At 50.8% G+C, this 25804-nt stretch carries 19 protein-coding genes; 9 read left to right on the top strand and 10 right to left on the bottom strand.

Annotated elements, in window-relative coordinates; all coding sequences use genetic code 11:
- Nucleotides 1-139: 139 nt before the first annotated feature.
- The 8 genes from AC1RL4_RS21120 to AC1RL4_RS21155 are packed head-to-tail and all read left to right on the top strand — an operon-like array spanning nucleotide 140 to nucleotide 9007.
- Nucleotides 140-1813, top strand: a complete 1674-nt coding sequence (locus AC1RL4_RS21120) for a sugar phosphate nucleotidyltransferase (RefSeq protein ID WP_230174453.1) — start codon at nucleotides 140-142, stop codon at nucleotides 1811-1813.
- On the top strand, nucleotides 1810-2214 hold the full coding sequence (locus AC1RL4_RS21125) for a GtrA family protein (protein WP_230174455.1): 405 nt from the start codon (nucleotides 1810-1812) through the stop codon (nucleotides 2212-2214). The genes AC1RL4_RS21120 and AC1RL4_RS21125 overlap by 4 nt, the downstream gene beginning before the upstream one ends.
- Nucleotides 2211-2909 (top strand): glycosyltransferase family 2 protein, encoded by a 699-nt coding sequence (locus tag AC1RL4_RS21130; protein ID WP_230174457.1) that lies wholly within the window; start codon nucleotides 2211-2213, stop codon nucleotides 2907-2909. The genes AC1RL4_RS21125 and AC1RL4_RS21130 overlap by 4 nt, the downstream gene beginning before the upstream one ends.
- Nucleotides 2906-3511 carry a phosphatidylinositol-specific phospholipase C/glycerophosphodiester phosphodiesterase family protein gene (locus tag AC1RL4_RS21135; protein WP_230174459.1) on the top strand — a complete coding sequence of 202 codons (606 nt, stop codon included), beginning with the start codon at nucleotides 2906-2908 and terminating at the stop codon, nucleotides 3509-3511. The genes AC1RL4_RS21130 and AC1RL4_RS21135 overlap by 4 nt, the downstream gene beginning before the upstream one ends.
- A complete protein-coding gene (locus AC1RL4_RS21140) occupies nucleotides 3508-5559 on the top strand; it encodes a hypothetical protein (protein ID WP_230174461.1) in 2052 nt (683 codons plus the stop codon). Before AC1RL4_RS21135 ends, AC1RL4_RS21140 begins: the two co-directional genes overlap by 4 nt.
- Nucleotides 5559-6317 (top strand): HAD family hydrolase, encoded by a 759-nt coding sequence (locus AC1RL4_RS21145; protein ID WP_230174463.1) that lies wholly within the window; start codon nucleotides 5559-5561, stop codon nucleotides 6315-6317. The genes AC1RL4_RS21140 and AC1RL4_RS21145 overlap by 1 nt, the downstream gene beginning before the upstream one ends.
- Nucleotides 6304-7320: a class II aldolase/adducin family protein gene (locus tag AC1RL4_RS21150; protein ID WP_230174472.1), complete on the top strand. Its 1017-nt coding sequence runs from the start codon at nucleotides 6304-6306 to the stop codon at nucleotides 7318-7320. The genes AC1RL4_RS21145 and AC1RL4_RS21150 overlap by 14 nt, the downstream gene beginning before the upstream one ends.
- Entirely contained in the window at nucleotides 7307-9007 is a 1701-nt protein-coding gene (locus AC1RL4_RS21155; RefSeq protein ID WP_230174474.1) for a hypothetical protein, read from the top strand. The genes AC1RL4_RS21150 and AC1RL4_RS21155 overlap by 14 nt, the downstream gene beginning before the upstream one ends.
- A 152-nt stretch (nucleotides 9008-9159) precedes the next feature.
- Here AC1RL4_RS21155 and AC1RL4_RS21160 read toward each other — a convergent pair whose 3' ends face one another.
- Nucleotides 9160-10272 (bottom strand): acyltransferase family protein, encoded by a 1113-nt coding sequence (locus tag AC1RL4_RS21160; RefSeq protein ID WP_230174476.1) that lies wholly within the window; start codon nucleotides 10270-10272, stop codon nucleotides 9160-9162.
- Between the two features lie 1224 nt (nucleotides 10273-11496).
- Between AC1RL4_RS21160 and AC1RL4_RS21165 the strand changes: the two genes are divergently transcribed.
- The gene (locus tag AC1RL4_RS21165) at nucleotides 11497-13578 is read left to right on the top strand and encodes a hypothetical protein (protein ID WP_430954359.1); all 2082 of its coding nucleotides are present in this window, start codon (nucleotides 11497-11499) and stop codon (nucleotides 13576-13578) included.
- A gap of 229 nt (nucleotides 13579-13807) precedes the next feature.
- Here AC1RL4_RS21165 and AC1RL4_RS21170 read toward each other — a convergent pair whose 3' ends face one another.
- The 9 genes from AC1RL4_RS21170 to AC1RL4_RS21210 all read right to left on the bottom strand — a co-directional run bounded on the left by AC1RL4_RS21170 (nucleotide 13808) and on the right by AC1RL4_RS21210 (nucleotide 25799).
- Complete coding sequence (locus AC1RL4_RS21170) at nucleotides 13808-14917, bottom strand: glycosyltransferase family 4 protein (protein ID WP_290371291.1); 1110 nt, start codon at nucleotides 14915-14917, stop codon at nucleotides 13808-13810.
- Nucleotides 14917-16059: a glycosyltransferase family 4 protein gene (locus tag AC1RL4_RS21175; protein WP_230174480.1), complete on the bottom strand. Its 1143-nt coding sequence runs from the start codon at nucleotides 16057-16059 to the stop codon at nucleotides 14917-14919. The genes AC1RL4_RS21170 and AC1RL4_RS21175 overlap by 1 nt, the downstream gene beginning before the upstream one ends.
- Nucleotides 16060-16956 carry a GDP-mannose 4,6-dehydratase gene (locus AC1RL4_RS21180; protein ID WP_230174482.1) on the bottom strand — a complete coding sequence of 299 codons (897 nt, stop codon included), beginning with the start codon at nucleotides 16954-16956 and terminating at the stop codon, nucleotides 16060-16062.
- Nucleotides 16956-17987 carry a GDP-mannose 4,6-dehydratase gene (gene gmd / locus AC1RL4_RS21185; protein WP_230174496.1) on the bottom strand — a complete coding sequence of 344 codons (1032 nt, stop codon included), beginning with the start codon at nucleotides 17985-17987 and terminating at the stop codon, nucleotides 16956-16958. The genes AC1RL4_RS21180 and gmd overlap by 1 nt, the downstream gene beginning before the upstream one ends.
- A gap of 238 nt (nucleotides 17988-18225) precedes the next feature.
- Nucleotides 18226-21216 (bottom strand): glycosyltransferase, encoded by a 2991-nt coding sequence (locus AC1RL4_RS21190; protein WP_230174498.1) that lies wholly within the window; start codon nucleotides 21214-21216, stop codon nucleotides 18226-18228.
- Nucleotides 21216-22415 carry an FkbM family methyltransferase gene (locus AC1RL4_RS21195; RefSeq protein ID WP_230174500.1) on the bottom strand — a complete coding sequence of 400 codons (1200 nt, stop codon included), beginning with the start codon at nucleotides 22413-22415 and terminating at the stop codon, nucleotides 21216-21218. Before AC1RL4_RS21195 ends, AC1RL4_RS21190 begins: the two co-directional genes overlap by 1 nt.
- Entirely contained in the window at nucleotides 22415-23638 is a 1224-nt protein-coding gene (locus tag AC1RL4_RS21200; RefSeq protein WP_230174502.1) for an ABC transporter ATP-binding protein, read from the bottom strand. The genes AC1RL4_RS21195 and AC1RL4_RS21200 overlap by 1 nt, the downstream gene beginning before the upstream one ends.
- Entirely contained in the window at nucleotides 23638-24435 is a 798-nt protein-coding gene (locus AC1RL4_RS21205; protein ID WP_230174504.1) for an ABC transporter permease, read from the bottom strand. Before AC1RL4_RS21205 ends, AC1RL4_RS21200 begins: the two co-directional genes overlap by 1 nt.
- Nucleotides 24432-25799, bottom strand: a complete 1368-nt coding sequence (locus tag AC1RL4_RS21210; RefSeq protein WP_493120083.1) for a phosphohexomutase domain-containing protein — start codon at nucleotides 25797-25799, stop codon at nucleotides 24432-24434. Before AC1RL4_RS21210 ends, AC1RL4_RS21205 begins: the two co-directional genes overlap by 4 nt.
- Nucleotides 25800-25804 lie beyond the last annotated feature (5 nt).

Consider the following 25804-nt stretch of genomic DNA (forward strand, 5'->3'; position numbering starts at 1 on the left):
TTGAGCAAACTCACCTTTAAAAAAGATGACGCTCAATCTGGCTTCGGACTAAAATGCCACCTTTTTGCTATTGGTCGCGCGGTTGGCACGTTGATTGTGCACAACCTTAAAGTCAACACAGTACGTAAACGAGTATTTTGTGCAAATTATCATTCCAATGTCAGGTTTCGGCGAGCGCTTCCGCCGGGCCGGTTACACAGTACCCAAGCCCCTTATTGAAATAGACGGCAAGCCGATCATTGGGCATGTCATTGACATGTTTCCAGGTGAAACGGATTTTATTTTTATTTGCAATCAGGACCACCTGGACACCCCTGATTACCGCATGGCCTCCATCCTGCAACATCACTGCCCTACCGGTCAGATAATTGGCATTCCGGCCCATAAGCTCGGGCCGATTTATGCCGTACGCCAGGTCGAGCATCTGATAAACCCCGACAGTCCGGTGATCGTCAACTACTGCGATTTTACCTGCTACTGGGATTGGCAGCATTTCAAGCAATTCGTAAAGGCTACGGCATGTGTTGGGGCAATCCCGGCCTATAAGGGCTTTCACCCACACACCCTCGGCAGCACCAACTACGCCTACATCCGCGAAACGCAGGGTTGGGTGCAAGACATTCAAGAAAAGCAACCCTACACCTCCAATCGCATGGAAGAGTTCGCGTCCAGTGGGACTTACTATTTCGACTCGGGCAAGACCATGAGCGAAGCGTTCCGCAAAACGATGGACCAGCAACTCAACGTCGGTGGCGAGTACTACGTCAGCCTGGCTTACAAGCCTCTGCTGGCGGAAAAACAACCCGTCGCGGTTTACCCCCTCCAGCACTTCATGCAGTGGGGTACACCGGACGATGTCCGTGAATACAACGGCTGGTCGGCAGCGTTTGAAACGATGAACCGCCAACCGAAACGTTCGCAGACCTCCCCGACAGGCGCTCTTGTGATCCCGATGGCGGGAATGGGGCAGCGATTTGCAAACGAGGGTTATGCACTGACCAAACCGCTGATCCCCGTGTCAGGCAAACCCATGGTTACCCAGGCCACTGAAGACTTGCCCAAAGCCGAGCACCATGCCTTTGTTCTTCGCCAGGACATGCCCGGTTACGCCGAGATCGCCAAAGAACTCGAGCGTGTATTCCCTGGCACCGTGATTGAAACAATCCCGCAAGTAACGGAAGGCCAAGCCTGCACAGCGTTGCTCGGCCTGGAGGCTCTGGAGCGTGCCGTCGCGGATATTCAAGGCCCCATCACCTTTGGCGCCTGTGACAATGGTGTTCTTTATGATGAGCAGGCATTTCAGGCCCTGATCGACAATCCGGATGTCGATGTCATTGTGTGGGGCGTGAGGGGGCATGCAAATGCCGTCCGCCATCCGCAAATGTTTGGCTGGATAGATGCCGAGAACGGTCGGATTCGTCAAATCTCCGTGAAGACACCACTGCAATCCCCGGCGACAGATCCGATCGTCCTGGGAACCTTTACATTCCGCCGCGCGGAAGACTTCCGCCAAGTGGTTTCGCGACTGGTTCAGCGTGATGGTCGTATCAATGGCGAGTTCTACATTGACTCGACAATTAATGATGCCATCGAATCGGGCCTGCGCTGCGAACTGTTCGAAGTCGACAGCTTCCTGTCATGGGGCACCCCGAATGACCTGCGCACGTTCGAATACTGGCAGTCGTGTTTCCACAAATGGGCAGGTCACCCTTATCGACTGCAGAACGATGGTCGGATCCCGCGCGATGCTGTTGCCGAGCTTGAGTCTCGTTATCAAGCAACGGTGCCCGCGTTACCAGGCACTGCAGCATGATCAAGCGTGAGCTTGCAGTCTTTCTGGTCGTAGGCTCGCTGACTGTCCTGATCGATTTCCTGACCTATCGCGGCCTGGTCTGGACTGGGTGGATGAGTGTCGACCAGGCCAAAGCGGTAGGCTTTCTGACCGGCACCCTGTTTGCCTACTTTGCAAACAAGGTATGGACATTCGGTCACCAGGAGCACGCGCCCGGCAGCGTATGGCGCTTCGTCCTGCTGTATGCAATCACGTTGGGCGCCAACGTTCTGGTCAACGCCGGGTGCCTGGCGTTACTCAGCACAATGTCCATTGCAGTCCCGGTTGCATTTTTGATTGCCACGGGCGTATCGGCCGCTCTCAACTTCCTTGGAATGAAGTTGTTCGTGTTCAAGGCCAGCAGCCTTACGGAGAAGTCATGAAGTTTTCGCTCATCATCCCCTGCTATAACGAGTCGGCCAATTTGCCGCTGCTGCTGGAACGCTGCAAAGGCCTGGTCGAACAACCTGGCGTAGAGGTGATTCTGGTCGACAATGGCTCCACCGACGACAGCCCGAAGGTTCTAGAGCGTCTGTTGCCGGCGTATCCCGGATGCAGAAGTGTTCGAGTCGACGTCAATCAAGGTTATGGTTTCGGCATTCTTTCCGGCCTGCGTGCAGCCGAGGGCGAGATTCTCGGCTGGACCCATGCAGACCTGCAAACCGACCCAATGGACGCCATGCGTGGCCTGACGTTCTTTGACCAGCACGGGCCAGACATTTTCGTAAAAGGACGTCGCTTCGGCCGACCATTGGCAGATGTTGTGTTCACCTTCGGCATGAGCGTTTTCGAAACGGTTCTGCTCGGCAAACCGATGTGGGATATAAATGCGCAGCCCACCATGTTCTCCAAAGCCTTTTTTGAGCGCTGGCAGGCTGCACCATCGGATTTCGCACTTGATCTATATGCGTACTACCAAGCCCACATTCAGGGTCTGAAAGTTTATCGATTTGCTGTGCATTTTGGTGAGCGCGCCCATGGCGTTTCGCATTGGAACGTGAACTGGGCCGCGAAACGGAAGTTCATCCGCAGAACTGTCGATTTCAGTTTGCAACTTAAGAAGAGTCTAAGGACATGAAGCTCATCTCGCATCGGCGCAACACCCGCCAGGAACTCAATGCTACTGAAGAAAAATATGGCATTGAAGTCGATATCCGCAGCTACGGTAACGACCTGATCATTCACCATGACCCCTGCGTGCCAGGTGAATCGTTTGATGAGTGGATTGCCGAATATCGGCACGGCACGCTGATTCTGAACGTCAAGGAAGAAGGCCTGGAAGCACGCTTGATCGCGCTGATGAAAGAGAAAGGAATTGAAGATTACTTCTTCCTCGATCAATCCTTTCCGTTCCTGATCAAGTGGTCCAAAGCCGGCGAACGCCGTTGCGCCGTCCGTGTGTCCGAGTTCGAATCGATCGAAACGGCGCTGACGCTGGCAGGCAAGGTTGATTGGGTGTGGGTCGACTGCTTCACCCAATTCCCACTCAGCCATGACGACGCCAAGCGACTGCAGGATGCGGGGTTCAAACTGTGCCTGGTTTCCCCGGAACTCCAAGGCCGTAACGCCGAAACCGAAATTCCAATGCTGGCGAAACTATTGGCCGAACGGAATATTGTTGCCGAAGCGGTTTGCACCAAACGACCGGACCTCTGGGAAACGTTGGCTGCGAACGCATGAATATAAAGTTTTTCTGCCACCCGACCTTTCTGATCGGATTGGTGCTTCGTCTTGTGCTTGTACTATGGGTAGCCCCTGCACCGGTGACCGAGTGGTATCTGCCATTTCTGGACACCAGCACCAACATACTGACACTGAACCCGTGGGGGACATGGCTGGATCAAGGTGGCGCAATCAACGCATTCCCCTATGGCTATGTCATGTGGGGGGCCTTCCTGCCAGCGATGTTGCTGTGTAAAGCGCTCTCGCTCCCCCTGATACTCGGATATGGCCTGACACTCATAGGCGCAGACATCCTGCTCTTGGCAGTGCTCAGAAAAATAGTACCCAACCGCGACCGATTGCTCATTGCGGTGTATTGGCTATCGCCTATCGTAATCGTCGGCAGTTACGTACTCGGGTTCAATGACCTTGTACCGGTGCTTCTGCTTGCTGGGTCGCTTTACTTCCTCAAGCGTGCACGGTTGATCCTGGCGGGCGTGGTGTTTGTGACCGCGATCTCAGCCAAGCTGAGCATGGTGCTGGCACTCCCTTTCTTCCTGATCTACCTGCAACACAACCGCCCTCTGCGTCAGCACCTGCCACGCCTGTTGATCGGTCTTGGCGTAGGTGCCGTCGCGACAATTCTTCCATTCCTGTTGTCCAGCGCAGGCGTCAGCATGCTCTTCAACAATCCGGAAATAGGCAAAGTCTACAAGCTGGCATTCAGCATCGGCGATACCACCCTATATGTGGTGCCCCTCGCCTACCTGCTGATGCTCTATGCGGCCTGGCGAATCAAACGTCCAAACTTCGAGCTCTTTCACTCCATGCTCGGCATGGTGTTCCTGCTCGTTATCCTGATGACGCCGGCGTCCCCGGGATGGTTTATCTGGGCCATTCCATCCCTCGTGGCCTATCAGGCCGCCAGCAACCGGGTTGCGGTCGCTATCACCGGGATCTTTTCGCTGCTCTATGTGGTCAGCGCTCTGCTGGTAACCCCGGACATCAAACTGATCATCGAGCAGGCATCATGGCTGCCGCAAGCGGCCAGCCAATGGTTGTTCAGCGACAAGCTGTTGTCGTTGGTCCACACCGCCATGGTCGCGACCGGTGTAGTCCTGGCCATTCGAATCTGGCGAGAGTCTGTCAGCCGCAACGATTACTTCCGTCTCAGCCGCAAGCCATTCGTCATTGGCGTGGCCGGCGACTCTGGCGCGGGTAAGGATACCTATTCGGATGCGATAAAAGGGCTGTTTGGCGGCCACTCGGTCACAACTCTCTCCGGTGATGACTACCACCTGTGGGACCGTCAGAAACCGATGTGGCAGGTCATGACTCACTTGAACCCCATGGCCAACGACCTTGAAGGCTTCGCCAATGACCTGGTGGCATTGACCGATTCGAAGAATATCCATTCGCGGCATTACGATCATCAAACCGGTCGCATGAGCCGCCCCTTCATGATCAAGAGTAATGACTTTGTCATTGCCAGCGGCTTGCACGCGCTCTATATGCCGATTCTTCGCGAGTGCTACAACCTGAGTGTCTACCTCGATATCGACGAAAGCCTGAGGCGCCACTTCAAGCTTCAGCGCGACGTACATCAGCGCGGGCACACCGAAGAGAAGGTGCTGGCCTCTTTCGAACGCAGAGAGCCGGACTCGGCACGCTTTATTCGTCCACAAGCAGCTTATGCAGACCTGGTGCTGTCCTTGCAGCCTATCCATCCGCGTACTCTGGAAGGGGCCGGCAAAAATCACCCTCTGCACTTCAAGATCGTGGCACGCTCGCGCAATGGTCTGAACGAACTTTCGCTCACCCGAGTTCTGGTCGGTGTTTGCGGTCTGCATGTCGATATGTCAACACGCAATGACGCGACAGAAGTCGAGCTGACCATAGAGGGCGAAACCTCGGCCCAGGACATCGAAATGGCGGCGCGGATGATCTGCCCACGAGTCTTCGAATTCCTCGACCTCAAGCCAGAATGGCAAGACGGCGTGATGGGGTTAATGCAACTTATTACCCTCTCCCATATCAACCAAGCACTGACAAAACGGTTCATATAGTGAAGATTTTTGCACCAGAGCGGTTCAATCGCCTCCCCGACGCCATACTGTTCGACACCGATAATACTCTGTACCCCTACGATCCGGCGCACGCCGCTGCGCAGCAAGCCGTCAGGGATAAGGTAGTCAATACATTTTCGATCAAACCGGAAGTGTTTGACGCCGCCTTCAAGGAAGCACGTCAGCAGGTAAAGACTCGCCTGAAACACACCGCGTCTTCCCATAGTCGCCTCCTGTACCTGCAACGCATGCTCGAGATCATGGGGCTGGGCTCTCAGGTGCTACTGGCCCTGGATTTCGAACAGACCTACTGGCGAACCTTCCTCAGCAATGCCGTGCTGTTCGATGAAGTCAAAGACCTGCTGGACGATCTGAGACTGTTAGGCATCCCTACTGCCATCGTTACCGACCTGACAGCCCAGATCCAGTTTCGCAAGGTGGTCTACTTCGGGCTCGACCACTACTTCGATTACATCGTGACCAGTGAAGAAGCCGGCTTCGACAAGCCCCACGCAGCCCCCTTCGAAATCGCCCTGGAAAAAATGCGCCCTAAAGGCGATTGCATCTGGATGATTGGCGACAACCCAATCAATGACATCCGGGGTGGCCGCGAACAGATAAATGCCGTGACGTTGCAAAAGATCCATACCGGCACACCGTTGGGTACGGACGAAAACGCACCAGACGCCGCGTTTACAGAGTTCCGCGAGTTGCGCCACCTGATTTCCAGACTGGGAGAGAAAAATGAGGTTGCATGAATCGATTCGTCAGTTCTGCTCTGAAATCGGTAAAGACCCACTGATCGTGCAAGGTGCTGGCGGGAACGTATCCTGGAAAGAGAACAATGTTCTCTGGATCAAGGCATCGGGAACCTGGTTGGCCCACGCAGGTGACAAAGATATCTTCGTACCCGTAAAGCTCGACCACCTGACTGCAGCCCTCAAAAGTGGAGACTATGCCGTCATACCACAAACGGTCGAGAGCACTCCACTGAAGCCCTCGATTGAGACACTGTTGCATGCGCTGATGCCCCATCGCATTGTGGTCCACGTGCATGCAATCGAAGTACTCGCCCATCTGGTTCGCAAAGACTTCGATCACATCAACTACCCCGCTCTGGACAAGGCACTTAACGCGCGTACCGTTAAATACTGCAAACCTGGCGCAGAACTCGCGGAAGCCGTTGCGAACCAACTGGATGGCACCTCGAACACGCGCGTGGTCTTTCTGAAGAATCACGGCGTCATTATCGGTGGTGACAACATTGATGAGATCAGTAAAACCCTGGAATACCTGACTCATTTTTTTGCAACACCTACGGTATCCACCCCAGTCACCACACCTGATACGTCGCTACGCCTGGCCAATAGAGTCGAGTTCTCCCCCATTGGTGTGACCAAACTCCATGAAGTTGCCGTCACGCCATCGCTGGTAGACCGTCTGCATGACAACTGGGCGCTTTATCCCGATCACATTGTTTTCCTTGGGCCACATCCACGGCTGTTCGGATCGCTTGAAGAAGCGAAATCCGCTTTAGAGCAGGAATCGGAATTGCCGGACGTCATTTTTGTCCGCGATCTGGGGACCTTCGCCAGAGAGACAATGAACAAAGCAAAAATGGCGCAGTTGATTTGCTATTACGACGTAATGACAAAATTGAATGACGATGCACAACTGTCGACGTTGACCGACGCGCAAATCTCCGAACTGATCGACTGGGACGCCGAGAAGTATAGAAGAGGTTTAAATGACACCAAGTAAGCGCCTGACCGGTCAACAGTATCTGTCCATCATTGCATGCGTGCTACTGACAGCCATGGTGAGTATCTACACCATGGCGACCTACGTGAAAGGCCCCCTCAACGGTAACTTCGATCATTACCTGATGCAGGCAGATCGCTGGGGCATGCCCGAAGCTATCAAAGAGCGCGGCGTTACTCCCCTCTATTTGGATAAGTGGAACTCGGGCTGGGACGGTCAGTTCTACTACTACATCGCGAATGATTTATTTGCGCAAAAGGATACTGCGAGCCACATCGATGCCGATGCCTATCGTTATCAACGAGTTGGCATCCCAATATTGGCGAAACTGTTTTCCTTGGTGCTTTTTCAGGATTGGGTTAGTCCCTTTATTTATTATCTGACTCACTTTTTGCTAATCCTGCTTGGTACCGCAGCAGCCGCGCGTTTTTTCATAAAAGAAGGCGTACCGGCCTATTGGATCTTACCTTGGTCGGTAGGCATGGGAACCCAGATCACACTGTTGAACGGGCTTCCAGATGGTGCAGCTGATGCATTGCTCATCATCGCCATGGTGTCGGCTTACCAAAAAAAATACCTGGTTTACGCCATTGCCGCTACCTTTGCTTGCTTGTCGAGAGAGGCATATATTGCGTTTCCTGCGATATTCTTCGGTGCGCAAATTCTAGATCGCCTCATCAAACAAAAGTCGATCAAACCCTATACAGATCTATTTTTCCTACTCTGCCCAATCATTATCTTCGTTGCCTGGCACTCTTTCATCAGGCTGCATTTCACCCAGACGCCTGCCGAACAAAGCGCCTCTGTCCTCGGGCTACCGCTAAAAAGTCTCCTTCTTCATTTAGTTTCAGGACTTCAGGGACATTACCCAAATACGCCAATTGGATTTTATTCCTATATAGCCGGGATCGGCGTTGCGCTGTTCGCCATACTGTTGGGCTGGACGCTATTAGTCATTGCTAAAACAAAACCTGTAAAGTCCATCCTTGAGGGTAATATCGTAAGGAATACTGCTGGTGCATTTACGCTTACGCTTTGCTTACTGTATCTCTGCTTTGGTGATACCGTAATATGGAACTTCACTGGCTACATGAAAGCTGGCGGGCTATTCCTATTCTGCATTCCATTCATTACAGCAATCACCAAACTGCCCCTTCGAAAGTCTGCTTTTATATTATCGTTGGTCATTACTGCATTTTTTTGCTGGCAGGGTTGGCTCCTGAGGGTCGCTCAACCGCCAATCAAATACAAGTTCGATACCAACTGCAAACATCTCAAGATCGACACCTCCACCGCCTGTTTTGAAAAGTTCGTATGGAAAGGTGATGAGTTGGCGGGATTGGTAGGTGTACCCCAAGATGGAAAGCGTGTAGCCAAACAGGGTAAAACCACCTCGGGATTCATATCTTATGGGCCCTACATCGAATTGCCTCAAGGAAAGTATCGAGTCGAGTTATCGATCTCAGGGGATGGCAACGACCTCGGCTATACAGACATTCAGGGTACCAACCCAAACAACAAAGTAGTAACGCTCGCCAAGAAATTGCTCACACCTGGCAAAGAAGTCAAGATAGAGACCAACCTCGACATACAGGAGAGTTTCATCAGAAATCTTGAGGTTCGTACTTGGTACCAATCGGGAAGCCTTTCAATCCAGTCGTTGACGATAGAACGACTGGATAACTAATAGTTTTCACTTCCGAAACATACACGACGGAAGCACATTAATACACATCCTAAACTCAAGGGTGCCTAACACAGACACCCTTCTTTTATCCAATTCGAAAACTATAACACCTGACATAAACCATGAATTACCAAGACAAAAATAATCAGCATTCAGTACAGCCGTTCCTTCTCGTCCAATATCACCCCAACCGACCTGTACTCAATATACTCACCTATCCTGTAGCCGAGTTTTCTGCTTGGTAATTCGAGATATCTGTAAGAAACAAATGAAGCCAAAGCAATGATTGAAAAAAGGAAACCATTAGCTAACAGCATAGCTCCGAAGCCGCTATACCCTTCATACAAATGAGACACCAACCAAATTAAAGGAACATGCACAAGATAAATAGAAAACGAAACCTTACCCACAACTGAAAGCATGATACTTGTTTGGCGCCCCATGAGATACCCTTTATCTGGAAGCGATAAAACAAATAGCAGCGCACAGCTCGTAACGATTGCTACGTAAGCCTTGCCAAAACAATGAGCGGTCAAGTACATAGAAGACAATAGCAATATAGGCAGCACCCATCTCACCCATTTACGCCTCCCTAACCTCTCCGCCAGCACCAGTAACTTCGTACGCGTTAAGTAGATAACAACACCCACCAGCATTGGCTCTATGCGCAAAATCCCCCACATAGACCACCCCACAAATGCTAGAGCAAACAAAACAAGCAGAATACCGGCAATAACAGTAAGCATTGCCTTCATTCTAAGGCACAAAAACAAAACCGGAAGCACCACATAAAACCACTCCTCCAGCGAAAGCGACCAGTAATAACCAAACAGACCGCAGCCATTCCCCTTAACACATTCAAAGTAAAGAAACAGGTGAGCCCACTGTAAAACAGCCGCAACTGCATGATTTAAATTCTTTACCGGCTCACCAAAACCATCTGTCAGAAAAGATAGCACTGTCCATATAACGACCCATATCGCCGCCGGAATAATCGTACGAAACCATCGACGAGCAAAATAGATGCTTATTGCCTTCCTAAAACTACCAGAATTTGATTCCAAAATCTTCATCAACGAAGCGCTTACAAGAAAACCACTTACCAGAAAAAAAAGATCGACTCCAAAAGAACCGTTAAAATTAGCTAGCATTGTGGAAACCGCGGATGGAATATATCCAACAGCCGCCATGTGGTATGAGACCACTAAAATAATTGCAATTCCGCGCAATGCATCTATGTCTACGTTATGACGTTCAACACGCATTTTTTAACCTTGTTAGCATGTACAACACATAAAAAAAAACAAGAGTCTCTTTAAGAGAATCCCACCCTATAAAGCAGTTTATTACCCAGCGCGAACAAAAATCTCCGATGCTTCTATAACCATGTTAATCCGTACCCTGTTTACGTCAGTATTACGACCCACTGATCACGAAATACTACCATTAGCACGCCGAGCCTTGGACGTTTTGTTTCTACCCAGCCTCGACCTGGCTATAACATAGAACGCTGGCCGTCGGACTTTTGAGCGTCTCACTGAACAGCCAGTCCTTACGACCAATGACCAATGACCAATGACCAATGACCAATGACCAAAGGATGATAGCCCGCCCGGCCGCGTTTTAGTTTTTTCATCACAGACACACGCTTTTCGTCGCAGTGAATTGCGCGACTTTCCAGCAACCGATTTTTCGTCAGGTGTTACCACACAGACTCACCCAACGCTCCCGCCTTTGACGCGGGATGTCGATTGCCGTGGCGACTGAGTACTTTACTCAACTGCGCGGATTTATCAGCGATAACCAAGGCAGTTTCGCAGCTATGGCATACATCAACCTTACGGATGGCTTGCTCGCGTCAGCCGCAAGCACAGTCAGTTCATGCTTGGGTGGCTCCTTGATGTCTTCGATCCGAGACTAGGGGATCGGGACATGCGATGAAAATGCTTGTATTTGAAAAGCCATAACTGCAGGTGCAGAGCATGGTCAATGTGGAAAAACACTTTGGGTGAAATTTTAGTGAACCTATACTGACTTAGCCTCCAGAGATGTAAAACACCAATCGAAAAGGAAAAGCCCGCCACGTGCAATCTTTTTTGGGCTTGGAAAAAAGTGATGACGGCGAACTTCGTGTACCGCGCAAGTTTATTTCAATTGTTGGCTAAGTAGCCACTGCTACGGTCTTGGCCTAGGGCTCATGAAACGGATACAAAACATCTACGCCCACACCATGTCGGGCTTCACGCAAATCATTAATCTACGTACAATCAGCTATCAAAATTAACCAAGTTCGATCATTTAGGTTTCAGCCATGCGACAAGCCACAACTAACCTTATCTCTCGCTAATCTGGCTTCTACAAAACATAGAAAAAGTCGTGCCAGTCAGAAGCAGCAGGAAGGCAGTCATGATCAAATAAAGCTTTGAAAGCACTTTTATTTAACGCCATAATGTGTTGAAACCTCATCAAGAAACACCGGAAAATCCAACATGCTCATCCCACAACAACGACACCTACTACTAACGCTGATAGCGTGCCTCCTCACGAGCATATTACTGCTGGTATTCACCACAAAAATACACAGCGACATTCTGTTCATGAGATTCTTGCTAGACGATATTTTTTTGAATGGAGGATCTTGGAGCGACTGGAAAATGTCACCCGCCCCGAGTTATTTTCCGGATATGATCATTTATCTTGCATCATACTTATTAAGCAAAAACATAGTCTTCGAGATCATTTTTGTTACGTTCGTTCAGATTGGCGCTATAGGAACACTCTGCGTGTGGCTAACCAAACGCCTATTACCCAATTCATCAAGAGCTGTACAATATATCCCTCTACTAGCCTTACTTCTAACCGTCGTCACATCCGATCACTTTACCGGCTCCGACCTTACTGGCAAAACCAACATTGCCATATACTTCATATCCAACAACATCCAAGTACCAACCTTAATTTCAGGATTAATCCTGCTAGGACTAGCAATTACATTCCTGACAAAACAAAAAATCATCACGGCTTTTTTATTTTTGATAATAGCAGCCATAGCCCAAGCATCATCCGCAGTATTCCTAATCTGCTTCACACTACCTTTTTTTCTAACCCTGATAGCTTTAATTGCTCACGCAACCATAAATAAAAATAGAACACTTACCAAAACCCTGACCAAACTAACAATACTACTTGGCACCTCTCAAATAGCAGGTTACTACATCACCAACGCTATAACCTTTAACTCGCCCCTTCAGGGACGTATTTACCCCACGCTTCAAAGAGCAGAAACTTCTCTAGACTATTTAATATCCGGACTTCAAAACCTGCTCAACCCAACTACCCCTTGGGTTGTTATCTCATTCATTTTTTTTGCGACCACTGTCACTTACGCACTTTTTAAAAGCATCACTCTAGCCTGTAAAACACTTACAACTGTAAACCACACTTCTAATCTGCCTAACCTTACTGAAACAAGCCAATTTCTTACTTGCGTCTTTTTTCTAACTACAACTGCCACATCCATTCTAGGCTCAATTATATCTGGAGGTTTTGCAGACGTATCCGGCTTTCGATATTTTATGACGTTCATAGCTCTATCGATACCAGTATCCCTACTGTTCATCGATAAAAAAGAACGGCTTTCGAAATACAAACACACTCCAATCACTCTTACCATATTAGCTTTAGCCCTGACAATTCCATCAGCCATATTCGTTATTCTAAAAAACAAAGACACAGAAATAAACGACACTATTAGATATGGAGCGTTCTATGACGACTCTAGGGACATAGCATCCTGCATCCAAAATGCTGAGCTCTCCGGAATACGCTTGACTTCTGGAATTGCAAACTATATCGATTCAAGAGCAACGATGTACTACTTGAACCGCTCCCACTACATCCTTTCCTCGGACAACAACTTAGACCCATCATTCTGGATCACAACACAAGGTCCAGTTGCCACCCCCTTAAAGTACGGAATAACCAATTACAACTTCATCGTTGCTCAGGACAATGAAATTGGGCTAATCAGCGGCTTCGACATAAAAAATCTGACGAACAAAATACCAAAAAATTACAAAAAACTTGCCTGCAACGACTCTGGAACTTCACTCTTAATATTCGAGGGTGACACCTTAGACAAAACTCTACGTACTCGACAGCAAAACGCACTATTCAAAAATTATGGTCGAGGATCCGCACTATACAACGGATCAGATCTACCTGGGCTAATCGGAACAGTATCAAGCAACTCCAAAATCGTCACACATCCAGAGAAAGCAGGCATTTTATCTTATGGCCCTTATCTGAGCTTACCTCACGGAAACTACAAGTTAACACTTAATACCACTTCATCTGATAGCGCCTCCCTTATAGTTGGGAAATTTGAAGTAGGCGACTTTGCCTCGAAGCAGCCTACCATTCTGTATAGCGGCGAGATCCAGTCAAGCGACAGAGATAAATCAATACGCTTTACCACCCCTAAAAATGGCATAGAACAACTAGAGGTTCATATAACTTACAATGGCTCCGGCTCTCTCGAGCTTCGAAGCATAAACTTTGAAAGACTATAAATAGCCAATAGAAACATCATTATAAAGCTGCCCCCCCCTAGAGGCAGCTTTATAATTGAAACCCTACAGCAATCTATATATCGACAGAGTCGAAAAAAATATTGAGCTCGATAACGCATCACAACTTCATTGAACAATTCAACCCTTGTTCAAGTAACTCAAAATACAATCAATCAGACTCTCAACCCAAACAGCCAAACATACTAAAAAAAACCACCATCAAACACAATTAAACTAATGACTTATAAATGCCGGCGTAGGCAGAAACCATTGTATCTGCAGTAAAAACCTTCGCATACCTCTCAGCAGCACGCCCCCCCATCTCCGCCGCCATCTCAGGCTGATCCCACAGCGCTTTCATCGCCGCCGCCAATGCATCAACATCAGCCGGAGGCACCACCAAACCTGTCTCATCAGCGATATTGATATAGGTAGTACCAGACCCGATCTCACACGAAATCATCGGCTTCCCGTACATCGCCCCTTCCAGCAAGGAGATCCCAAACGATTCCGAGCGCAAATGGGAAGGAAACACCAACGCATAGCAAAGCGTCAGCAATGCCGCCTTATCAATATCAGGTAACTTACCAACGAAATGCACGTTATCGAGCCCCGAGGCTTGGGCCTTCGCTTTCAGCTCCTCTTCAAGCATCCCTCCCCCCACGATTACAACAGGGAGCCCGGTCTTCTCTGCTGCCTCAAGCAGAAAATGGATGCCTTTGTAATATCGCAGTGCACCTACGAACAGAAAGAACTTCTCGCCAACACGCGCGTTCCATTCTTTCAGCTTTTCAGCAGAGGGCTCAGGGTAAGTTTCTCGATCCAGGCCATAGGGGATGATGCTGACCTTATCCTTGAAGTCTGTCAGCACTGTACTGCTCTGCGCATAGTTCGGAGAGGATGCGACAATGCGATCGACACTGGACAGGAAGCGGTACATCAATGGCTTGTAGAGCTTGAGCAGGGTTTTCTGCTTGACGATATCCGAGTGGTAACTGACCACCGTAGGCTTACCCAGGCGCGTAGCGAAATGGACCAGGTCCATATACGGCCAAGGGAAGTGGAAATGGATAATGTCAGCCTCTTTGGCCAGCTCCACGAAATCCTTGATCACCGAGAGCGAGAACCCGGTAGAGGCCAACTGCAAGTCCAGCTTCGAGCGGTGGCTTACATGATGCCCCACGGTTTCATTTCGAGCGGACCCGCGAGGGCTCAGGTATAGCACTTCGGCTTGGATACCATGCTTGGCCGAGCCTTCGGCCAACTGGAATATCACCTGTTCGATACCGCCCATTGTTTCCGGATAATACGTCTTGAAAAAATGCAGAACCTTGATCATCAGCTTTCCATAACCTTCCGGTAAACCTGCAGTGTTTCGTCGGCGCAGCGCTGCCAGGAAAATGCTGAGCAGTGCACCAGGCCTTCGGTAATCGCCTGAAGACGCCAGGTTTTATCCTCAAGGCCTTTCTGCAGGAGCTCTGTCAGTCTCACGACATCCAGCGCTTCGCACATCAGCGCGGCATTGCCGGCGACCTCAGGCAACGATGAACTGTTGGAGCACACTACTGGCACCCCCGAACTCATCGCCTCCAATACCGGCAAGCCAAACCCCTCATAGAGAGAAGGGAAAGCAAACAGGCGAGCACCCGAAAACAACAAAGGCAAGTCTTCGCTTGGAACAAATCCTAGATAGCGTGCCCAGCCCTCGCGTCGCGCGGTATCCAGACGCTGGTGAATCTCGTCGTTCCGCCAACCGTAGTAGCCCGTCAGGATCAACGGCCAACGGGTTCTCAATGTGAGTGGAAGGCGAGAATAGGCATCCAGCAAGGTTTCGATATTTTTGCGAGGTTCAATCGTACCGACAAAGAGACTGTATTCTCCGGGCACAAGTCCATGCTTGGCCAGAGGCTCCTTAAGGGATTCGTAATCGCGCGGATAAAACTCTTCGGAACTGGCCAAGGGTACCGTGTGGATACGCTCTATCGGCCATGAAAAGTATTCGGCTAATTCCTGGCGGGTGAATTCAGAGTCAGTGATCAGTGCATCCGCACGATCAAGTGTCTTCCTCAACTCTTTCTGCAGGTAGCGAACCAACTGCGGGGCGTGGCAATGCGCCCAGGTAAAGGGCGAGAGATCATGAAATGTAGCAACACTCTTCCCTGCGAAGGGGGGGAGATAATAGTTAGGGCTGTGATACAGAAAATCCGAGTGATTTTTCAACGCCCTTGCTCGAAGAATCGGCATCAGCAACCGATACGCCTCGACCGCTAAAAAGTTCTTTTGAACAGCGCGCTTCAGCCCATATCCACTGCCTGATGCATCGGATGCGGTAGGCAGACTTGGTAAAAAGCGCCGACCAGCGAAAAACTGGAGATCGGTAATCTCCTGGCTTTTCTGCAGTCTCAAGGCTAATTCGTAGGTATAACGACCTATGCCGGTCAGTGGAAAACGGACCGGCTCTACGGATAACACTAGCTTCATTTATTCGGCCGCCAGCATCCAGCTTAAAGTTTCTTTAAGTGGAGGCGTTTGCCATCCGGAGACCAACGACTTGAGGCGGCTATTGTCGCCGCACAGCGTTTTGACCTCATTTGCTCGCACAAACGCCGGATTGACCTCGACTTCGATTTTATGGCCCGTCAACGCCTCACACATGGCAATTACTTCGCGCAACGAATGGGCCTTTCCAGAGCTTACATTGACAGTCTGGCCAATCGGCCTGGCTTCCAGCAATCCTCGATATGCCTTGACCAGTGCACGGACGTCACTGAAGTCTCTCCACACATCAAGATTACCCAGCTCGATTTTCTCAGCCTTGCGGCGAAAGTGAGAAACGATCTTGGGTAAAAGAAAATTGTCTGCCTGTCCAACACCTGTGTAGTTGAAGGGGCGAGCAATTACCAAAGGCAAACGCTCGCGCCACAGGTTGGCCATGAACTCCATGGCCAACTTGCTGACTGCATAATCATTGGCCGGTGCTGGTGCAGTCGACTCGTCCAGCAATCCGGACGAGGTGTTGCCATACACATTTGCGCTACTGGCGAGCAATACGCAGCTCGGTGCCTTGCCGCAGTTGGCGATAGCTTCGAGCAGGTTACGGGAGCCTATCAGGTTGACTTGATAAAACGCCTCTGGTGCACCATGCCCAACAAACGCCAGTGCAGCGAGATGCACCACGAAATCCGGCTGAAGGGTTGCCAGCAAAGCATGCAGACCCGGACCATCGGCCAGATCGATCTGGTGGTAACCAGGCTCACCGGAAGGCTGACTCCCTAACCCGATGACCTCGTAACCGTGGGCTTCGAGTTCCGCGGCCATGTAACGACCTGTGAACCCATGAATACCTGTTATCAGCGCACGTTTGCCAGCAATGGTCATCAGAACGAAAATCCTTTTTCATTACGACGAAGATCTGCTTCGACCATCATGCGGCACAATTCTTCCAGATTGGTCTTTGGCTCCCAACCCAGTACTTCCTTGGCTTTAGCCGGATTACCGATCAGCAATTCGACTTCAGTCGGGCGGTAGAACTTGGGATTGATGGTTACCAGCACTTTACCGGTTTCAGCATCAATGCCCTGCTCTGCTTCTGCTTCACCACTCCATTTGATGGTGATATCGACCGCCTTGAATGCCATCGACACGAAGTCACGAACTGTTTCAGTACGATTGGTAGCCAGAACGAAGGTGTCTGGTTCTTTGGCTTGCAGCATGCGCCACATCCCTTCGACGTACTCTTTGGCAAAACCCCAGTCGCGCTTGGCGTCCATGTTGCCCAATTCCATCTTGTCCAGCAGGCCCAGTTTGATCTTGGCCACGGAGTCGGTGATCTTGCGCGTCACGAACTCACGACCGCGCAGTGGAGATTCGTGGTTGAACAGAATACCGCTGGTCGCAAAAATACCGTAAGACTCGCGGTAGTTGATGGTCATCCAGTGGGCGTACAGCTTGGCGACGCCGTAGGGGCTGCGCGGGTAGAAAGGTGTGCTTTCAACCTGAGGGATCGCCTGGACCTTACCGAACATTTCGGAGGTAGAGGCCTGATAGAAGCGAACTTTCGTGTTAACGATACGAATGGCTTCCAACAGGTTGACTGCGCCCAAACCGGTAATTTCTGCAGTGGTCAATGGCTGTTCAAAGGAGACACCGACGAAGCTCTGCGCCGCAAGGTTGTAAACCTCGGTGGCTTCAGTCGTCTGAAGCAGGCGAATACTGGCAGACAGGTCAGTCAAGTCATACTCGACCAGATGGAGATTAGGGTGCTGGTGGATGCCCAGCTCCTCAATACGCCAGAAATTGACAGAGCTGGTACGGCGATAGGTGCCATACACGGTGTAGCCTTTTTCGAGCAACAGCTCTGCCAGGTAGGCACCGTCCTGACCAGTAATGCCGGTAACGATAGCTTTCATTCGAATCCTTTGAACCCCATACAAATGTTTTCAAAAACGAGGGACGCATACCTGAGCCCCAGATGCATGCCGAAGCATTTAGCGTAGTGCAGATCATACAGACTGCAGTCGTTGATGACGACTGCGCAGAGCGCAGCTCACAAGCCGCTGGCACCTCTGACAAGCCTTCAAGCAGATGTCCGACTTACCAGACTTTGCCGACATCATGGTTTCGGCATAGTCTGGTAAAGCGTTAGAACTAATTTGAATTTGTCACTGCGGGCAGTTCGGCAAAAATCCGATCCAGACCGCCATTGTCTTCATTACCAGCGACAGTGAAGGATTTGACGCCTTGACGTACCAGCGCCTGAAAACCTTCTTGCATTGACTGGCGATGTGCCGACCCTGCTTCCAGCATGACAAGCTGATCCCCCATTCGATAGGTCACCTTCTCATCGTGCAATGCATGAGTCGGGCATCCAAGAAGCGATAAGGTGAACTCCCTCGCATAGCGGTACACCTGATCCTCGCAACTTGCGTAGACCGGTTCAAACCGTACACCCGCAGGAACACGCGCCAGCCAAGTAGTTATCAACGATTTCGCACTGTCACGTGCCATCTGACCATCAATGAATGGCGTGATATCGAGCAACAATTGCGGCCTTTCCAACGGCGCCGGTAGCGAGCGATCGACCGCTTCGGCGACAGCCATGAAGTCTTCATCTGTCACCGGCGATTCGGGGGGCGCTTCCAGCAACGCGATAGATTGAATCAGGTCAGCAACACCGGACTTACTGTTGGCGCGGAAATGCTCGATTGCAGTTTTATATTGAGTAGCGCAAGGCGCAGGGGCGTGGCTTGAGTGAACGATGCTCTGAGCTCGTGCACCTAATGCGTGACGGCCTTGAGCATCGGTCCAAAGCTTGCTCAAGGCAGCGATAAGTTCACCATCGGCAAATTCATCAGGCAGTTTGACGACACCGTCATCTTCCAGATCCGCCATGCTTCCATTGGCATTGACGATGGTTGCCAGGCCATAGTTCATGCAATCGAGCACGGCTGCAGAGGTTTCACCTCTGGAATGTGCCCGCAGCTGTACCCCGACATCCGCAACCGCAAGATAGTCCCGGAATGTTTCGGATGAAGCCCAACCTGTAATCAGGATTCGCGAGGCTACGCCTGCCCGGTCAATACGCTGCTGAAGCTCATCGCCGTAAGTACCTGGATCGTTTTGCCCGACAAAGACCAAGATGCAGGTAGCATCATTAGCCATAGGAGAACTCAGCCAAGCTTCCAGTAGCCTGTGGTTCAACTTGCTGGGACCCAACAAACCAAAACTGCACACTACAAAATCTTCCGCCTTGAGCCCCAACTTGTTGCGAGTCTCTCCACGCGCCTCGGGAGACGGTTGCGCAGGCACTCTCAGAAGTGGAATGTTGACCCACTCACTCCCCACCCGTGGCCCATACCATTGATTGGCAAGTTTGCGTGAGTTTTCAGAGTGGATAATCACGCCCTGTGCGGACTTCAGAACCGGCAGGTTAGCTGGGTACTTCCAGATAGCATCAACCAACTCTTTCGAGTGGAAACGATCAATCACCGCAGCGTAACCGTGACTCTCATACAGTGCATCGGTCCAGATCCCTTGCGCATGGGTATTCAATTCCATGTGCGCAAGAATCCCGGAAAGGAAAAAGTCGTGCAGAACCACGACACCGGGGATCGACGCAACCAACTCAAACATATGCTCGTGGAAAGTCGAGTTGCCGAAATGATAGAGCACGTGATCATAAGAAGCAGCGTTTTCTACAAACCACTCCACCGTACGAACCGGGCACTTTTCCTTTATCCAGGCGGGCTCGATATCGCTTTGCGTAACGACCACATCGATATCAAAATGCTGCAACAATTCAGGCAACAGTTCAGCGCTGTAATCGCTGATCCCGCTTCGCTCAGGCGGTAACGGTGAGACATATGCTAAACGTGGCAGCCCCTTTCGAGGCTCAACGACTGGAGTTTCTTTGGAACATTGCTCATGGAAGGTCTCCAGGGCAGCAATCGCTCGCTGTGCCGTTTTATCCCAAGAGAACTCTTTGGCCTGTTCCAGGCCATGCCGCTCCAACTGAGCGCGAAACGAATCATCCATCAAGACTTCGCGCAGCTTTTCCGTAATCGATGCATCGTCCAGCGGATCAAACATCGCCTGAGCGTTATTGACTACTTCAGGCAGGCTCGAGGTATTTGCTGCCACCACCGCGCGACCACAGGACATCGCCTCCAACGCGGGAAGCCCGAAGCCCTCATGCCAGGACGGGAAGATAAATGCCTGGCACAGGTTGTACAGGGCAACGAGGTCGCCTTCCGAAACAAACCCGGTCATGACGAATTGGTCACGGTCAAGGCCATGCTCTTTGGCCAGGGCCTCCAATCGCGCACGATCTTCAGGTCGTACCGAACAAACGACTGCCAGTTGATGCTGCTCCAGGGTAACGGCCGGCAACCGTGCATACGAACGAATCAGTCCTTCGATGTTTTTCCGATGGTCAATACCGCCGGTGTACATCACAAAGGCCCGATTCAACCCGAAACGAGCAAGCACGTCGGCCTTTTGCGAGTCACTGTAGGACCTGACCTTGAAGTGCGCGTCAACTGCCGTCGAGATATTCACCGCGTTCCGAGCATTTACGCCCAGATATTGAATAGCCTCTTGGCGGGAGGACTCAGAAATTGACAGCAGAAGGCCTGCCGACTGGAGGTAGTTTATTTTACTGTCGTACCACTTCTCGATCAGCGGGTTCTTGAGATAGGTGTCGCGATTGATGTATGGGATCAGGTCATACAACACGACAGCGGTTGGCAGATTATCGGCAAAGCAGCCAACGCTGGTAACGGAGTCATCTTCGAAACCTTCGAAAAGGCTGCTTACCAGAACTACGTCGGGGTTCAGGGACGCAAGAAAAGACTCACGAATCCGCTCTGCCGCGTGACGGCGCCAGGTATTACCCACGTCGATGTGGCTCACCGCTTCAGGTATATGCCAAACGACAATATTTTCCTGAGGGATCAGATCCTGGAAAATCTCTCGAATACTGTCAACAGCCTCAGGAAAAGCGCCGCTCAAAGCCAGCATAACTTCGTGGTTACCGCGGTTTCGCGCAACCCCCTGCGCCAACGACAGTGCGTATCGACCGATCCCACGGTTACGTGAGCCTGTCGATTGAGCACCTTGAAGATCGATCACAATACGCATTACTGATCCCCACCACGCTGCTGGGCAGACGTCTTCAGTCGGCGATACAAGTCGCGCCCCCTGCCAGTGAGGTGCTGCTCACTGAGTGGTGCTTTAGCTCGTACAGAGACAACACTTTTAGAAAGATGGTTGAACACTTTGCGTGCGCCACCATAGATACCGAGGGTTTTAAGAAGCTCTACACACCTTGAACGCAAAATTGGTCGTGTCGAAAAAAACAGAGAGACTTTGCGGAGTGAAAAACCCAAGACTTTTTTCACGAAAGTTTTCAAACGAACCGTGAAACCAAGCTGCCGGGCCAAGCGAACTTGAAACACCAACCAGCGCAACGGCTGCGTCAGCCGCCAAGACGTACTCGCATACACAGCGGCGAGTTCGGCCTCGACAGACTTGCGCTTTGCCTCTTCCAAAACCCTCAGCGTCTCTTCCAAAGCTCTCAGCTCCTCTCGATGACGAGTATCCGCTTCGGCTTGCAGCACTCGGCTTTGAATAAGCTGGTAGAACGAATGCGAGGCCTTGCCGCTCAAAACGAATCGGTCAAAGACATTGGGAGGACGGTTGAATGACTTAAGTAACTCTATGTGAGTCTCGTGCACATAAAATCGGTTCAACCCATCAAAGTAGGCAAAGCGATATCCTTTCGCCAGAATCAAATCCTCCCAGTCGTCGTGGCTTTGCTCCTCACTGAGTGGCAAAGTGCTTTCGATGACCAGAATCCAAGGACGGATCGGCGACTCGACCCAGCTCTCTATTACATTTTTTTCGAGCCCTTCAACATCAATCTTCATCCAGTTGACGGCTCGGTCGCGATACTTTTCCAGCAAAGTATCCAGCGACATCACCGGCACAACTCGACGTATGGCTTGATAGCCGGAATCAAGGTGCAACTTGGCAATAGAGTTGTCGGAGGTCGAAAGACCAGTGTCCGAGAACTCGTAAAACTCAAGGGTTTCAGTGCCCGAACCAATAGCGACCTGTTCGATCACTTCATCGGGCCGAGCAAGCCTCAACTTTGATGAGTATTGTTCGGTTGGCTCGACATGCACCCCGCGCCATTGATGCTCATAGAATGCGAGGCTGACGGAGTCATGGACCGGGTCCTGGGCACCGATATCAATGTAGAAACCTTTGGAGACGTGACTCAGCGCTCTCCACAGCATCACATCTTCGAAATTCTGGGCGTACGATACAAATGACATTAGCGTATGATTTCCAAATCAAGCGGCATCCAACATGCCCCAGCAAATAAGCTTTTACTTTGGTTCACAACATTAAAAACCAAAGCCAAGTCTCGCCACTCATAATTATTGCTGAGGTGAGAATCGTCGCTGACAAGTGCCGTAGCGATAGAATAACTTCCAGGCCCGACATTCATCTCACAGGCAAAGTTATAAACTAACTCCTCACCTTCAACCAGATTCAATTCAGCACGCTGCAAATGATGAGTATTAGTGCCAAATACTGTTTGGCCCAGCCTGTCCTTTATCATGTAACCAAGAACCAGACGAGGAATAGCTGCAGACACACGAACCTTGACACTTAGCGTTACAGGTGCACCCACATCGATGATCTCAACAGGATCGCCATTAGCATTCAGAATATTTATTTCCGCAACAGTTGCTTGTCCTGTACCGGAAACTGTCTTTATTCGACCGTCGGAGGAAATTTCCTGGCGAACTGTATTAGCGCTTTCTTTCTCTGCCAGCATCGCATTGTAATAATCCATTACTTCTTCTGGCTTACCTTCCATTGCCAGTTTTCCGCTTCTCAACAAAATTGCACGATCACAAATAGACTGAATCGCCGCCTTGTCGTGAGAGACAATCAGCAATGTGGTACCGCCCTTACGGAATTCGCGAATCCTTTCAAAGCTCTTGTGCTGGAAATAGGCATCGCCCACCGACAACGCCTCGTCAACGATCAAGACATCAGGTCTACGAGCCGTCGCGACACTAAACGCCAAACGCATCTGCATCCCGCTGGAATAAAGCCTAACCGGCTGGTCGATGTAGTCGCCGATTTCGGCAAACGCCTCGATTTTCGGCATCAACTCGGTGACTTCACTGACGCTCAAGCCCAGTAACTGCCCAGCCATGATCGCATTCTGGCGACCGGTGAAATCGGGATGAAAACCCATGCCCAACTCAAGCAGTGCGGCTACCCGGCCACTTATTTCTACACTGCCGGCGGTGGGCTGGGTGGTACCGGTGATCATCTTCAACAAGGTACTTTTGCCTGCACCGTTGACGCCGATAATCCCTACCGCTTCACCTGGCCGCACCTGGAAGTTCAAGTCTTCGAGGACCCACTTCAACTTGTGGCGTGGTCTGCTCCACGGAATTATCCACTCGGCCAAGCGAGACGCACGACTCGGGTACTGTTTGTAAGCCTTGCCCAGGCCCGTTACGTTAATCGTCCCCATCAGAGTTCATCCACCAATTCGCCTGAATGCTTTTTAAATAAATGAAGCCCCAGGAAGCATATGAACAGGCTGAGTAACACAATAGGAAGGAGTGCAACCCAATCAGGCATCTGTCCGTGCACCATGACGCCCTGGTATGAACCAATCAACGTCGCCATCGGGTTAAGCTTCATCAGTGACTGCAACCAGGCTGGCAGAATATTGAGCGGGTACACAATAGGCGTAAACCAGAACCAGAATTGCAGTACGACACCAAAGAGCTGCCCTACGTCTCGAAAGAACACGTTCAACACACCGAGCGTGACCCCCAGGCCAATGGCAAATAACACCTGAATCAACAGAATGGGAATAATCGTAAAGAAAACCCACCCCGGAAAATTCCCGGTTACCAATAGAAAGACGATGAATAGCGAGAAAATAATCCCGAAATTGACCGAAGCATTCAACACCAACGTCACCGGCAGACACAGGCGTGGAAAGCTCAATTTTTTAATCAGGTTCGCATTATCTATAAAAATACTTTGGGCTCTACCAACAATCTCGCCAAAGTAACCCCAGGTAATGACACCCACACATAGATAGATACTGTAGCCAAAGGTGCCGTCTACCCCTGGCAACTTTGCACGCATAAGCTGCGAAAAAATCACCGTGTACACAAAAATCATTGTCAACGGCTGGATGACTGTCCAACCAACACCCAACATCGAGTTGGTGTATTTAGATTGAAACTCCCGCTTCACGCTCCCCAGGATAAAGCCCCGATAATTCCATAGCGCCTTCAATGCCGGACTGATCATTGAGCAGCACCTATCAGCGTCTCAATCTCCTTAAGACGAGTAAACATTAATTCGCTATCACCTTTAGCTTCAACGTTCAGCCGCAATAAAGGCTCCGTATTGGAACCACGTAGATTGAATCGCCACTCTTCGAATGCAACGCTAATACCGTCGGTCATGTCCAGAACAGGTGACTGAGGCTGATAATGAGCCAAGACATGTTCAATCGTTTTGGCCACATCGGCCACTTTGTAGTTGATCTCACCGGTGCAGGGGAACGCTGCAATACGCTCATCGACTTGCTCAGACAGTGGCTTTCCTGTGCTAGAAACCAGAGCAGCCACCAACAACCACGGAATCATCCCACTATCGCAATACGCAAAATCGCGGAAGTAGTGGTGAGCACTCATCTCACCGCCATACACCGCGTCTTCCTCACGCATACGCTCCTTGATGAACGCATGTCCGGTTTTGCTCTGAATGGCGATACCACCCGCCTGCTCCACCTGCTCGATCGTGTTCCAGGTCAGGCGCGGGTCGTGGATGATCTTGCTGCCAGGGTGTTGCTTGAGCAGCATTTCAGCCAGCAAGCCGACGAGGTAATAGCCCTCGATGAACCGACCATCGGCATCGAAGAAGAAGCAGCGATCGAAGTCACCGTCCCAGGCCAGGCCCATGTCGCACTGGTTGGCCAGCAGCGCCTGACGAGTCAGTTCGCGATTCTCGGGCAGCAGCGGATTGGGTACGCCGTTCGGAAAGTGGCCATCAGGCACTTCGTTGATGAATACCCACTGCAGCGGTAGTCGTTCAGCCAGCGCCTGTAGCACAGGGCCTGCGGCGCCATTGCCCGGATCGACGAGAATCTTGAGGGGCTTCAAAGTGCTGACATCGACGTAAGTGAGCAGATGGTCGATGTAGGCGGTCTTGTCAAAGGCCTGACGAACCGCGCCTTTTTTTGTCGCAACGGTGCCCAGGTCACCCTGATCGACACGCAGGCGAATAGCGTCGAGGCCAGTGTCACCGCTGATAGGACGGGACTCGGCCTTGACGAGCTTCATCCCGTTGTAACCTTTTGGATTGTGGCTGGCCGTGATCATCACGCCGCCGTCGACCTTGTAATGACTGGTAGCGAAATAGACTTCCTCGGTACCGCACAGCCCGATGTCGATCACATCGGCACCCGCCTCGGTAATGCCGCGCATCAGAGCTGCCGCCAGGGGTGGGCTTTCGAGCCTCATGTCCTGGCCGACTACGAAGGTTTTCCCTTGCAGCTCGACCACGAGCGCACGGCCTATGCGGTAGGCGATGTCTTCGTTGAGTTGAGCGGGAACCTGACCACGAATGTCATAGGCTTTGAAGCATTGCGTCACGATAGGAGGATACATACTAC

Source organism: Pseudomonas sp. GW822-FHT07A10 (assembly GCF_058798795.1).